This is a genomic window from Bacillus sp. LQ01, assembly GCF_057624735.1.
In genome coordinates, this window is record NZ_JBYEZL010000002.1 from 38,810 (window position 1) to 53,141 (window position 14,332).

The following is a 14,332-nucleotide window of genomic DNA, read 5'->3' on the forward strand; positions in this document are numbered from 1 at the left end:
AATGGCCTTGTGCAATATGCACAAGGCCATTTTATTCATATTTTTATATGCTGTGATAATTTATTAATGTACAGAGAGCGGATTAAGAAGAAGAAAATAATCTCGATAATCCCGAAAAAGGTGAGTACGATACATGTCTCTTTTAGTAATGAGAAAGAAAACATGCTTTGTAAAAACTTAACCGCAAATAACGTGTGAACACCAGCAACGATGTAAGGTACGAAAAATAAAATTCCTAATTGAATCGTTGCAGAGCGAAACATTTCTGATTCAGTTAAGCCAAGCTTTGTAATCGTAATATACTTTTGTCTTTCAGTTGTTAAGTCATTATACATACGGAAGTATAGAACACTAGCCGCACCGATAAAGAAAATAAAGCCGAGAAATGCCCAAATAAAAAATTGAGCAACTGCATTTCCTTTACCGTAAATAAGTTCATCCGTAGCCGTATGTATGAAGAAAGGAACTTGAGCGTTCTCTTCAGTATGCTTTTCGTAGAACTCACGTGCATCACCACTAATAACACGTAACATATTTTTTGTTGGAACGATTGCATTTTCCCAGTTTTCTACGAAATAGTTATAGATTACAGTTGTTTCAATATGAGGAATCATATTATCAAATACATAATCTTGTACGACAGCTAAATGAGGGAATGCAAATGATGGTTCGATTCCCTTATTAATAAACCCTTTAATATGAAATTCTTTTTTATTAGATCCAAGTGTAATCGTATTTTGCTTTGCAAATGGATTAGATACGAGATCGAGAAGTTCTGGTGAGTGGCGAGAAATAATATACACTTCTGTAGAATCAATTGTTATTTCCGGTCTTTTCAATTGTTTAGCAATTGCGTTATAATCACTCATCTTCATAAGCATAATATCTTCTTTGGAAGCTGTATCTTTTAATACTGTAAACTTATATTTTTTGTAAAGAAAATTATTAGTTGTAAGCTCCGTTTCAATTGTAGAAATATGCTTTTGTTCAAGGGAATTGTCACCTTCTGATGTATACGTGAAGGGAACGGGATATCGCTCTAATACTGATGCCTTCGTATTGTTATTAGCGGCGAATAATCCAATAATAATCGTAAATGCAAGTGCAGATAGCATAGAAACAATAAAGAGTACATTAATATTACTGCGTGTACGAGAAACTAAATCTGAAATCCATAACATATTTATTTGTTTCAAATAAAACTTTCTGCGCTTCTTTAAAATATAGATGAAAAGAAGGAATGTTTGTGAAAAGAATAAATATGTCCCGACTATTACGAGCGGTAAAATAGATAACATAATAAAAAAGACAGATCCATTTTGCACATTTTTTTCCGTTACGTAGCCTCGCGGATAACCAGCGATATAATAGCATAGCCCTAAACAAATTAAAGCGAATAAAGAGATGAGTATAGATGGTCTTTTTTCAGCTGGCATTTTCTTGTTCCCTTTAATGAGGTGGGCTGTCTTTCGAGTACGAATAAACATTGGTGTAAATGTAGAAACGATTAAAAATAAAATGATAAACGTTACGGTTGTAACGATAATCGCTTCTGTTGGCCAATATAAATAGAGACCTTTCGCACTTGTTAATTTCGAAGTGACTAATAAGAAAAAGTTAGAAAATACAAGTCCACCTTGAATGCCGATAAAGATAGATAATATCCCAATTATCATGTTTTCGGTAAATAACAATCTTTTTAATTGTCTCTGTGAGATACCAAGAATAGTGAGTATCCCGAATTGCTGTTTCCGTACATTTAAAAATGTTCCAATTGAATATAAGAGAAAGAAGAACGAGAACATAACAATCACAAGCTGTGCTGTACTAGCTAAGTTCATTAGAGGATCACGTTCTTGGAAACTTTGTACACTTTGTAACCGCGGGTGATACGCGTATACAGTAAATGAAAAGAAAACCATGATAGAAAACGCACTACTTACAAAGTAGGCGAAATATGCTTTCGAATTACGTGAGACATTTTTAAATGCGAATTGCCAAAATGTCATCCACGTCTTCCTCCTAATAATGCTAAAACATCTAATATTTCTTGATAAAATTTCTCGCGATATAATCCGCGGTGCAGTTCATTGTAAAGTTCGCCATCTTTAATAAAAATAACACGGTTACAATAACTTGCTGCAAACGGATCGTGCGTAACCATTAAAATCGTTGCATCTTCTTCTTTATTTAATTTCGTAAATAACTCCATTACGTCAATTGCCGCTTTTGAATCTAAGTTTCCTGTCGGTTCGTCGGCTAGTAGAAGTGAAGGATGATGAATAACAGCACGTGCTACTGCGGTACGCTGTGCTTGTCCTCCAGAAACTTCAAAAATACGCTTGTCCAAAATATGATCAATTCCAAGCTTTTTTGAAATGTTATCAAGCTTTTCATCCATTTCTTTTAATGGAACATTATCTAATGTTAAAGGTAGTACGATATTTTCACCGATTGTCAGTGTATCTAGTAAGTTAAAGTTTTGGAAAACAAATCCTAACTCTTGTCTTCGGAAAATAGCTAACTTCTCTCTACGAAATATGTGCGGTTTTTTTCCGTTAATCACGACATCACCAGAAGTCGGAGAATCGATTGTAGAGATAACGTTTAAAAATGTAGATTTTCCGCTACCAGATGGTCCCATAATGGCAACGAATTCCCCTTTATCCACGTGTAAATTTATATTTTTTAAAGCAGTATGAGGGACTTTCCCCTCATATACTTTTGAGACGTTTTTTATGTGTAATACTTCTTCCATAGTAATCACCTTTCTACTTTTTAAAACTTAATGTGTTGTGATAATTTTTGCATATAAAAGGAACGAATTAAAAGGAAAAATAAAATTTCAACTGTTCCAAAAATCAACAGTACGACTGTAATTTCAGCGAAGAACGAGAGATGTAATATTTCTTGTAGCATCTTTGTCGCAAACATTGTATGGATTGATGCCATAATGTAAGGTACGAAGAAAAGAATCGCAAGCTGAATTGTCGCTGAACGTTTCATTTCAGTCTCAGTTAAGCCGATTTTCGTAATCGTTATATATTTTTCTTGCTCATTTGTTAAATCTGTATACATCCGGAAGTAAAGAACACTGCCAGCACCGATAAAGAAAATAACTCCTAGGAAAGTACCAATTAAGAAGAACGAAGCGACATTTAGTTTTGTCTTATATAGAGAATCGCTCGCTTCACTTGCATGGAAAGGTGGATGCTCTGCTTGAATTGCTGCATTATCGTTATGGATTTTTGTTATAAACGATGAACCGATATTATGTGCTTTTTCCCAATCTGTAACTTTGAAGTTATATACACTCATTTGTTTGGAAACTGTGGATAAGGCTTCTACATTTTCATCAGATAGTATGAGTAATTGGTATATTAAGCTGTTTGGGAATGGGCTATAACTTTTATATTCTTTCACTTGTAGTTGTAAATTGTTTTGAGTAAGTGTAAGAGTATTTTTCTGTTCTTTATTGTGAAGTGTTCCAATAACTTGATCATCTAAGTCTTTCATAAGAATATAAGATTCATTCTTATTTACCGTGAGTTTTTCCAAATTTAACGCTTTAGCAAGTACATTATAGTCACTTTGTTTAATGGCATAATAGAGCTGCGTGTTATCTTCAGCTGAAGATACTTCATATATATCTGTTTTAAATTTTGTATAAGTAAAGTGCTCTTCATTAAATTTCTGCTCTAACCAGTTTAAATGTTCATCAGCTAACGTATTTTCAGTATGCGATAAATAAGTAAACGGGAAAGGATTTTGTCTAATCGCATCAAACTTTGTAAATTTCCCGAAGCCATATAAGAATGTAATCATTGTAAAAGCGAGCGTCGATAACATCGCCACAATAAAGAGCATATTAATATTCGTCCGAATACGTGATGCTAGATCAGAAATCCAAAGCATATTAATTCGTTTCATATAAAACGTTCTTCGCATTTTTAAAATACGAATAAGTAAAAAACTAATTTGTGAAAAGAAAAAGTATGTTCCAGCTGCAATAAGCGATGGGATGACAAATATACTAGAGACGGCATATAAAAGTCCAATTATGTCACCTAGCGACATAAAATACAGCGGATTTGCGGCTAACGCATATCCACATATTAAACAGATCGCACCAAATAGAGAGATGAGCACGGATGCTTTTCTTTCTTTTTGTTGTTTTCCTTCTTTTAAAAGACGTACGGCTTTTCTCGTGCGAATGAGCATCGGTGTAAAAGATGATACGAGAATGAAGAGGCCGAGAAAGATGATGATAGTTAAAACGATAGCACTTGTAGGCGGATATAAATATAAACCAGGTACGTGTGTAATTTTGGCGGTAACTAACAAAAAGAACTGTGAAAAGACAAGTCCAAGTTGAATGCCAAAAAATATAGAAAGAGCACCAATTAACATATTTTCTATAAATATGAGTCGCTTTAATTGTTTTTGAGATATGCCAAGCACTGTTAAAATCCCGAACTGTTTTTTTCGTACTTTTAAAAACGTCCCGATTGAATACAGTAAAAAGAAAAATGAAAAGAACACAATGACAACTTCTGAAATTGTCATTAATATGTTCAGAGAAAAATTCACGTCTGTCATATGCAATTTAGGATGAAATAAATAAACTGCAAATGAGAAAAAGATTGCGATGGAGAACGCACTGCTTACAAAATAGGCGAAATAAGCTCTGGCGTTTCTTGTGACGTTTTTAAATGCAAACTGCCAAAATGTCATTCACCTAAACCTCCTAATAGGGTGAAGATGAAAAGAGTATGAGAGATACTCTTTTCATCAAGTTTGTTTTAAATATTTTGTCCACTCGTGTAATGTGATAATTTTTGCATATAAAGTGAACGAATGAATAAGAAAAATACGATTTCAACGAATCCAAAAATAATAAGAACGGCTGAAACTTCTTTGAACAGAGATAAACCAATTACATCTTGTAGCATTTTTGTTGCGAACATTGTATGAATGGATGCCATAATGTACGGAATGAAAAATAAAATACTAAGTTGAATGGTTGCAGATCGTTTCATCTCTGTATCTGTTACACCGATTTTAGAAATCGTTATATATTTCTCTTGTTCGTTCGTCAAATCCGTATACATTCTAAAGTAAAGAACGCTACCAGCTCCAATGAAGAAAATAACTCCTAAAAATGTCCCGATTAGGAAGTACGCGGCACTACTTGATGTTATTTTGTATAACGATCCTGCTGATTCAAAGGAACGAATAAGAGGCCCTTCATACTGGTATTTATTTCGATCTTTTTGCACTTTTTCTATAAAATTATCAGCAATTTCATATGTCTGTTCCCAGTTTTGAATTTTGTAATTGTATGCTGATATATGTTTTACGGTGTTAGGTAAGTTATTTACGATAACATCAGGCAACACTATCGTTTGATATGAAAAGTCAGATGGGATTGCGTTTACATGCTCATAGCCTTTAACTCTTAATTTCGTATTTGTACTAGAGAGTGTAATGTAATCTCTATTGTAGCTTTGCTCAAATTCGTTGAATATGGTGATATAAGATGTCCCTGTTAACACATATGCTTCGTTATCATCCATAAATAGTTGTTTCATTCGTAAAGAATTCGCAAGTTTGTTATAGTCACTTTGCTTAATTGCGTATACGTCATTATAAATAGCTATATCTTTATCTTCTTTTAGTGGTGTTTCATATATATCAGCTTTTATTTTTTGATAAGGGAAATGCTCTTTTTGTAATTGTTGCTCAAGCCAATTTAAATGCTCTGTAACAAAAGGGTTCGCATCATAAGAGAAATAAGAAATTGGGAAAGGGGAAGTTCTATTCACCTCTAGCTTAATAAATTTCCCGAATCCATATAGGAACGTGATCATTGTGAAAGCAATTGTAGAGAGCATCGCTACAATAAAAAGCATATTAATATTCGTCCGAATACGGTTTGCTAAATCTGAAATCCAAAGCATATTAATCCGTTTCATATAAAATCTTCTTCTTTTCTTTAAAATATAAATCAGTAAGAAACTAATTTGAGAAAAGAAAAAATATGTTCCTATTGTAACAAGCATTGGGATAACGAAAATACTCGAAACCATATATATAACACCGATTTGCGGGCTTACTGATACGAAATATTTAGGATTTCCAGCTAACGCATAACCACCAAATAAACAAATCGCACCAAATAATGAAACAAGTATGGATGGTTTTCTTTCTTTTTGTTTTCCACCATTTGTTTTTAAAAGGTGTACCGCTTTTTTTGTACGAATAAGCATTGGTGTGAATGCAGATACAATGATAAAAAGACTAAGGAAAACAATGGTTGTTAAAATAAACGCGTTAGTAGGACCGTATAAATATATTCCTGGAACATGCGTAAGTTTGGCTGTTACTAATAAAAAAAATTGAGAAAAAACAACTCCAAACTGCATGCCGAAAAAGATAGATAAAATCCCGATTAACATATTCTCCATAAAAACAAGACGATGTAATTGTTTTCTTGATATTCCTAAAATGGTCAAAACACCAAATTGTTTTTTTCTAACTTTTAAAAAAGTACCAATGGAATATAGTAAAAAGAAGAAAGAGAAAAATACAATTACTACTTCTGAAAATATCATTAATCCTGAAATTTCAGAGGTCATGTCAAAGTTTTGTAATTTCGGATGGAATAAGTAAACAGCAAACGAAAAGAACACAGCAATGGAAAAGGAACTACTTACAAAGTAAGCAAAATAAGCTCTCGAGTTGCGCGTGACGTTTTTAAATGCAAATTGCCAAAATGTCATAGATTATACCTCCGGCTAGAAGATATAGAAGTAGTTGTATTGCAAAAAATGTATGAGAGTGTGTTCTCATACATTTTGCTTGCATATGTTACGATCATGCTTCGGTCACCTTCTCCGTATGTTCTGCTTGATTATTTGCAGCGTTGTGGAAGATGATTTTAATCGTCGTTCCTTTACCAACTTCAGAATCTAGTTTGACAGAGTGACCTAAATAATCACAAATTTTACTTACAATATAAAGCCCCATACCAGTAGATTCTCCGAATGCGCGACCGTTTTTCCCAGTGTAAAATGGTTCAAATACTCTTCGAATATCTTCTTGCGGAATACCAACACCTTCATCACGAACTTCTAAAATAATATCCTTTCCGTTTCGGTAAGCAGATAAGAAAACTTTCTTTCCGCGCTCACCAGAGTAACGAACAGCATTTGTCATTAACTGATAGATGATAAATTTTAGCCATTTCGCATCAGAAGCAACTTTTAAATCAGAATGGACTTCTAAAACAGGGAAGACACCATTACGAATGAATAGTTCTTTTAATCCGTTAATATTTTTTGTTACCGTATCTTTTAATGAAATCGTCTCAACATGGAAATCTTCATGGAAGTTATTTAACCTAGCCATGTATAAAGCCATATCAAGCCCTTGGTTTAGACGCTCTAATTCTTTTTTAAACTTTGGAATTAAATGCTCGTCTTCCATTTCTAGCACCATAAGCTGCATAACAGAAACAGGTGTCTTCATTTGATGTACCCAGTGGTTAATGAATAATTGATGTTCTTGTTGTTTTACTTCATACGATTGTAGTTCTTTTTGGAAGAGGCGGTACTGCGTACGCACGAGTTCATTGACACCGTGAGGCATCGGAGCAGTTGCTCTTTCAATAAACGCATCTTCCATTTTTTCTGGTTGCTCGCTTAATCTATGGTACATTCTACGATTGCGAACGTAACGGTAAGCGAGGAAACAAATAAATAAATATAAACTTAAAACGACGAAATAAAATTTATTGTTTTGAAATCCATCTACTGCATCATAAAGAACGAAAATGATACCGAAGTTTAAAACGTACAGTAGGAAAAATGCAAAATGATCACGTAAAAATAGCTTCATGCTTATTCACTCCAAGTTGCGTTAAAGCGATATCCAAGTCCACGTACTGTTTCAATAGAGTTCTCAATACCAAGCTCATTAAACTTTTTACGAAGACGCGTAATGTTTACGTTTAATGTATTTTCTTCAACGAAGCTTTCGTCATCCCAAAGCGCAGCTAATAAATCTTCACGGCTTGCTGTACGAGGGAATTTAGATAATAACATTTCAGCTAAAATAGCTTCTTTTTTCGTTAAAAGAACTTGTTCAGATCCGAAGTGAATTTCAGGACGTTCTGGGAATAGTTTTAAACCTTCTACTTCAACGATACGTTCAGAAATATTTGGTGCATAATCACCGTAAATACGGCGTAATTGTCCTTTAATTTTTGCCATTACAACGTCGTAGTGGAATGGTTTTGTAATGTAATCATCCGCACCGCTTTCAATTGCCATAATTTGTTCCATCTCACCAGCACGCGCTGAAATGAAAATAATTGGACAAGTAGATTCATGACGAATTTGACGGCACCAGTAGAAACCATCGAATTTCGGTAAGTTTACATCAAGTAAAACAAGATGTGGTTTCACAGCGTTAAACGATTCCATAATATCATCGAAATTCTCTGCAACAACAGCTTCATAACCGTACTTCTGAATGTGAGATTGCAGTAATGATGAAATATTTGGATCGTCTTCAACGATTAAAATTTTATACATATGTATATTCCTCCTCAGAAAAACAATTGTAGCTATAGTGTATCATGTGTTTCAAGTCTTTTCATTATGTTGAAAGATAAGCTAGTAAACAGTATAGGATAAAAGTGAGAAAAGTAAAAAGGGCCTCGTATATAATTGACAATCAACTGAAATCATTTTAACATTTAGATAAGTATCTAAATGTCTAATTATCGAAAGGAAGAAAGACATTGAATCAAGCATTCAAAGCATTAGCAGATCCAACAAGGCGAAAAATTTTAGACTTATTAAAAGAAGGTGATCTAACCGCTGGTGAGATCGCTGAACATTTCAATATGACAAAACCAAGTATTTCACACCACTTAAACGCACTTAAAAATGCTGAACTTATTCAAGATGAAAAGAAAGGGCAATTCGTTGTGTACTCTTTAAACACAACGGTCTTTCAAGATTTGTTGACTTGGGTGTTTACATTTACGAATAAGGGGGAAGAGGGGAAATGAGAAAGCATATATTTCCGTTACTATTAATAGCTTTAACGATTATTGCATGGTGCATCGCGTGGCCGCATTTACCGGGAGAGGTTCCGAGTCATTGGAATGTGTCTGGTGAGGTAGATGGGCGTATGTCAAAAATGGGCATGATGATTTTGGATGTTGCAGTTATGGTTTTTATATATGCTTTATTGACTTTATTGCCTAAGATAGATCCTAAGCATGAGAATTATGAGAAATTTTCTAAAGGGTATAATGTAATAAATTATAGCGTATTATTCCTATTATTTTTAGTAAGTATCATTGGAATTGGAGCTGGATTAGGTTATGACATTCCAATGAATAGTACACCATATATTCTTGTTGGTCTTTTATTTATAATCATCGGAAACTATTTACCACAATGTAAACCAAATTACTTTGTAGGTATAAAAACACCGTGGACATTAAGTAACGAGGAAGTATGGAGAAAGACACACCGTTTTAGTGGGAAGGTGTTTGTTGTATTAGGAGTTATTATGATTCTAAGTGTTTTTGTACCAGTAACGTGGAAATCTTTCGTAATGGTTGGAATTATTATTGGTGCAGTAGGATTAACAATGGGATATTCATATATTGCTTATAAAAAAGAAATAGGGGCCTAATAAAAAATTATGGGGGAGAGAGGATGAAAAGACACGTATTACCATGGAGTTTAATTATTGGCATTGTAATTGGATGGTATATTGTATGGCCATATTTACCAGAACAAATTCCACGCCATTATAATGCAGCAGGAGTAGTAGATGGATATTTTTCTAAAGTAGAAGCAAGTTCTGTTTCAATAGGAAGCATGATGTTGCTGTATTTGATATGGCTAGCTCTTGGGTATATTGACGTAACGAAAGATAAGTATAAACAGCATGCTAAAGTCCTTTCCGCAATCCGTTATGCTATTCTTTTGATAGGATTCGGCTGTAACTTATTTGCGCTATTAGCAGCGTCTAATTATATTGCATCGGGCTCAATTGCATTTAATTTTGGACTTGGAACATTGTTTCTTGTACTAGGTAATTACATGCAACAAACGAAGCCAAACGGGTTAGTAGGCATTCGAATGGACTGGACATTAGAAAATCCTGTAGTTTGGAGGAAAACACATAGATTTGCTTCGAGGGTATTTGTAATAGGTTCACTTTGTATATATGCCGGGGCTTTGCTTCCAGATCCATTTAATATTTTTATAGGGATTGGAATCATATTAATATGCATTATCGTATCAACAATAAAGTCATATAGTATTTATAAAGAAGAGTTGAAAATGTAAATAAAGCTGCTTTTCCTTTTAGGGAAGAGCAGCTTTGTTTTTTATCACTTCTTCAAAACCGGTATCCAAATTTCACTTTTAAAGTTTGGAGAAGATATATCTTTCTGTTTATTCCACAATATCTCCGGTCCTTCCGCTAGTTCATAGTTCGAAGAAGGGAACCATTCAGAATAAATACGTCCCCATACATTTTGTAATGCATCAGGAAATGGACCGACAGCTTCGAATATAGCCCATGTTGAAGCAGTAACTTCAAGCTGTTTAAACTGCTCTGGACAATCCTTTGTTGTGGCTACTCCAATGTAGTGATCGAGTTCGCCTTTTTCCTCCATTCTTCCTTCAGAAAAGTTAGTAGAAGCACTAATAATTCCAGTAGGTTCAATGTTTGAAAGGGACTTTAATGTTTGAATAGAATCTGGGTTTAAACTTTTCCACATAGAAGCAATTTCTTCATTTACACCGTTAAAAACGATTGGTACTCGTTTTGTAATACCTATAATTCGAAATGGCTCTTTTTCTTCAATTCGATAGTTCATTTCATTTCCTCCTTGAATGGACAATTGGAAGGTCATTGGTGAATAAGCCTTCAAAGAATGGCTACTATTTCGGGCCTCTGAAGGTGTTATACCGTGCAAGTTTTGAAATGCACGAGCGAATGAATCTGGTGAGTTGTAGCCATATTTTATAGCGACATCAATGACTTTTGCATCGCTATTTTTTAGTTCAAAGGCAGCGAGAGTAAGACGTCTACAGCGAATATAATCAGATAGTGATATACCTGCTAAAAACGAAAACATTCTTTTAAAGTGATACTCAGAACAGAGAGCTAGCCTCGCAACTTCTTTAAAAACAATTTCATTCGTAAGGTTATCTTCAATATAGCGCATTGCAGTATTCATATTTTTAAGTGAATCCATATTATGACCTCCTCTGTACATAGAATAGCAGGAACGAAATAGCTCCATCCGACATTTCGTGCACAACTTTGTAGGGGACATTTTTAACCTTACAAAATTGTAATGTTCCTGTAAGGAGAATGAATGGATGGTATGATATCCCAATGTTATAGTAACAAAGTACTTTTGTTCAGTAGGTTAAATTTTTATATCTTTACTTATGCGTCTTACATAACTGTCATGTTTGTGTAAGAAACATCGATAGTGGCAAGAGTAGAGAGTGTATATAGTTGAAAATAGAGAATAGAAGAAATGAGGGATGTCGAGATGAAAACAGTGTTAGAAGCAAAAAATATTGAAAAAGTGTACGACACGGGTGGGAATAAATTTGCAGCGTTAAAAGGTATTAACTTACAAGTAAAAGAAGGTGAGTTCGTTGGAATTATGGGACCTTCTGGTTCTGGTAAGACGACTTTACTAAATGTTCTTTCTACAATTGATAATGCGACGAACGGTGAAATTTTAATTGATGGAAAAGATATTGTAAAGATGAATGATGATAAGTTAGCGTTATTCCGCCGTGATCATTTAGGTTTCATTTTCCAAGATTATAACTTATTAGATACGTTAACGGTGAAAGAGAATATCGCTTTACCACTTGCGTTATCAAAGGTGAAAGCGAGTGAGATTGATCGCCGCGTTCTTGAAATCTCAAAGAAATTCGGTATTGATCATATTTTAAGTCAGTTCCCATATCAAGTATCTGGTGGACAGAAGCAGCGCTGTGCAGCATCGCGTGCAATTGTTACGAATCCAAGTATGATTTTCGGAGACGAGCCAACTGGAGCACTTGATTCTAAATCTGCAACAGATTTACTTGAAAGTATGAAGTCGTTAAATGAATATGATAACTCAACAATTTTAATGGTAACGCACGATGCGTTTGCAGCAAGTTATTGTAAACGAGTTATTTTCATTAAAGATGGTGAACTATATAAAGAATTACACCGCGGTGAATCGACGCGTAAACAGTTCTTCCAAAAAATTGTTGACGTAATGTCTTCTATTTCTGGAGGTATGGCTGATGACCTTATCTAGCATTGCCCTCCGCAACATACAGCGGAACTTTAAAGACTACTTTGTATATTTTGCATCTATGATTTTTAGTATCGTTATTTATTTTACATTTAAAGCACTGCAATATAATTCACAAATGGAAAAAGCAGCAGAAGCTTCTAAAAAGATTAGCGGAGCGTTCCAAGTTTCAAGTGTGATGCTTATCATCTTCGTAGCAGTGTTTATTATATATTCGAACGGATTCTTTACACGTAAACGTAAAAAAGAAGTTGGACTCTATTCCTTATTAGGTATTCGTAAAAGACAAATTGGTAAAATGCTCTTTTATGAAAATATGTTAATGGGATTAATGTCATTAGTAATTGGGATTGCTATCGGTAGTGTCCTTTCAAAATTATTCCTTGAGTTATTAGTAAATATGATGGGATTAAATTTAAACGTTCATTTTGAAGTACCGATGGCTGCCATTATTGATACAGCAATTATTTTCTTTGTGATTATTTTATATACATCACTTCAAGGATATCGTTTAATTTATCGCTTTAAGTTAATTGAACTTTTCCGTGCAGAACGTGAAGGAGAAGCAATGCCAAAAGGATCTGTCATCATGGCATTAATTTCAGTTTTCTTAATCGGTTCAGGTTATTTTTTAGCATTAATGTACATGAAAGCAGTTATGTATGCAGACTTTATGGTCGTTGCATTATATATTTTATTAGCGACAGTAGCAGGGACTTATTTACTGTTCATGTTCTTCACAGTATTTGTATTGAAACGTGCAAGAAATAATAAATCATCGTTTTATAACGGTATGAATATGGTAACGACGTCACAGCTACTATATCGTATTAAAGGAAATGCAAAATCACTTGCGACAATTTCTATTTTAAGTGCGGTAACATTAACAGCGGTTGGTACGTCAGTTACGATGTATTACAACACATTTACGCAATCAAAAGTTGCTGCGCCGTATAGTTATTCCTATGAGAAAAAAGATGCAGCATTAGATAAAAAAGTAAATGAAATACTTGCTGGAGAGAAGAATAATCACCCAGTCACATATGAATCAGAAGTTGAAATGATTCCTGTGAAGGGAACATTTAAAGGTGAAAGAGCTGATCAAGTTCTGAACACACACTATAATGTTACGAATCAGTACCAGCTTATTTCTCAATCAAGCTTTAATACACTTGTGAAACATTTAGATGTAGAACCTGTAAATTTAAGTGCGAATGAAGCTTTCGTATATGATAGCTTATATATTGAGAAACTTGATTTTGGTCCTCTTTATACAGGAAATACAGCTGTATTCCCTGTTGGAAACGAGTCAAAAGAATTAAAAGAATTAAAAATTAAAGGTGTAAATAATAGAAGCCTTACAAATTTAAATGAACTATTTGTAATCGTTCCTGATAAAACATATGAGCAAGTGAAACAAGTAAACGAAACGCGTACTGTAAAAAATATTGATGTAAAAGGTGAGCGAAATAGTAAAGAGTTAACAGCAAAATTAGCAAGCATTATGCCAGCTGGAGAATCAGAAGTTTTAAAACCATTTAACGATTTCTATACAGGATTCCAAATGGGGCTTGAAACAACAGGCTTAATGATGTTTATTGGGTTATTCTTAGGATTAGTATTCCTATTAGCAACAGGCTCAATCATTTACTTTAAACAATTAACAGAAGCAAGTGCTGACCATGATCGTTACGTTGTTCTTCATAAAATTGGTGTAACGAAGCAAGAGATGAAGAGAGCTATCGCAAAACAAGTGAGCTTTATCTTTGCTATTCCGTTAGTAATTGGTATTTTACACAGCCTATTTGCACTAAAAGGTTTATCAAATATATTACCATTTGAAATTATGATTCCGCTTCTAATTAGTATCGGAGTATACGGCGCGATTTATATTGGATATTACTTCTTAACGGTTCGTTCTTATTATAAGATCGTGAGTGCGAAGTAATAAGGGACAGCTATCGC

12 protein-coding genes are annotated in these 14,332 nt (G+C 34.0%); 5 read left to right on the plus strand and 7 right to left on the minus strand.

Translation table 11 applies throughout. The annotated features are described in order from the left end of the window. Positions 1–35: 35 nt before the first annotated feature. The 6 genes from AC22L0_RS12490 to AC22L0_RS12515 form a co-directional block, all read right to left on the minus strand. Positions 36–2,009 (minus strand): FtsX-like permease family protein, encoded by a 1,974-nt coding sequence (locus AC22L0_RS12490; RefSeq protein WP_000144954.1) that lies wholly within the window; start codon positions 2,007–2,009, stop codon positions 36–38. Next, a complete protein-coding gene (locus tag AC22L0_RS12495; protein WP_487272283.1) occupies positions 2,006–2,758 on the minus strand; it encodes an ABC transporter ATP-binding protein in 753 nt (250 codons plus the stop codon). The genes AC22L0_RS12490 and AC22L0_RS12495 overlap by 4 nt, the downstream gene beginning before the upstream one ends. A gap of 20 nt (positions 2,759–2,778) precedes the next feature. Continuing rightward, positions 2,779–4,734: an FtsX-like permease family protein gene (locus AC22L0_RS12500; protein WP_098395253.1), complete on the minus strand. Its 1,956-nt coding sequence runs from the start codon at positions 4,732–4,734 to the stop codon at positions 2,779–2,781. Positions 4,735–4,802: 68 nt separating this feature from the next. Continuing rightward, complete coding sequence (locus tag AC22L0_RS12505) at positions 4,803–6,782, minus strand: ABC transporter permease (protein WP_098567805.1); 1,980 nt, start codon at positions 6,780–6,782, stop codon at positions 4,803–4,805. Between the two features lie 94 nt (positions 6,783–6,876). After that, positions 6,877–7,899, minus strand: a complete 1,023-nt coding sequence (locus tag AC22L0_RS12510; RefSeq protein WP_000765341.1) for a sensor histidine kinase — start codon at positions 7,897–7,899, stop codon at positions 6,877–6,879. Positions 7,900–7,901: 2 nt separating this feature from the next. Then, positions 7,902–8,597 carry a response regulator transcription factor gene (locus AC22L0_RS12515; RefSeq protein WP_000276738.1) on the minus strand — a complete coding sequence of 232 codons (696 nt, stop codon included), beginning with the start codon at positions 8,595–8,597 and terminating at the stop codon, positions 7,902–7,904. A gap of 209 nt (positions 8,598–8,806) precedes the next feature. Between AC22L0_RS12515 and AC22L0_RS12520 the strand changes: the two genes are divergently transcribed. Genes AC22L0_RS12520 through AC22L0_RS12530 form a run of 3 tightly spaced genes read left to right on the plus strand, consistent with a single transcriptional unit; the run spans position 8,807 to position 10,376 of the window. Continuing rightward, positions 8,807–9,079 (plus strand): autorepressor SdpR family transcription factor, encoded by a 273-nt coding sequence (locus AC22L0_RS12520; RefSeq protein WP_001070526.1) that lies wholly within the window; start codon positions 8,807–8,809, stop codon positions 9,077–9,079. After that, a complete protein-coding gene (locus AC22L0_RS12525; protein WP_087967176.1) occupies positions 9,076–9,714 on the plus strand; it encodes an SdpI family protein in 639 nt (212 codons plus the stop codon). The genes AC22L0_RS12520 and AC22L0_RS12525 overlap by 4 nt, the downstream gene beginning before the upstream one ends. A 23-nt stretch (positions 9,715–9,737) precedes the next feature. Further along, the gene (locus AC22L0_RS12530; protein WP_000820680.1) at positions 9,738–10,376 is read left to right on the plus strand and encodes an SdpI family protein; all 639 of its coding nucleotides are present in this window, start codon (positions 9,738–9,740) and stop codon (positions 10,374–10,376) included. A gap of 44 nt (positions 10,377–10,420) precedes the next feature. Here the strand turns inward: AC22L0_RS12530 and AC22L0_RS12535 are convergent, their stop codons facing one another. Next, positions 10,421–11,293 (minus strand): AraC family transcriptional regulator, encoded by an 873-nt coding sequence (locus AC22L0_RS12535; protein WP_087967177.1) that lies wholly within the window; start codon positions 11,291–11,293, stop codon positions 10,421–10,423. 306 nt (positions 11,294–11,599) lie between these two features. Between AC22L0_RS12535 and AC22L0_RS12540 the strand changes: the two genes are divergently transcribed. Both AC22L0_RS12540 and AC22L0_RS12545 read left to right on the plus strand, forming a co-directional pair. Then, entirely contained in the window at positions 11,600–12,370 is a 771-nt protein-coding gene (locus AC22L0_RS12540) for an ABC transporter ATP-binding protein (RefSeq protein ID WP_000859655.1), read from the plus strand. Further along, complete coding sequence (locus tag AC22L0_RS12545; RefSeq protein WP_087967179.1) at positions 12,357–14,315, plus strand: ABC transporter permease; 1,959 nt, start codon at positions 12,357–12,359, stop codon at positions 14,313–14,315. Before AC22L0_RS12540 ends, AC22L0_RS12545 begins: the two co-directional genes overlap by 14 nt. Positions 14,316–14,332: the final 17 nt, after the last annotated feature.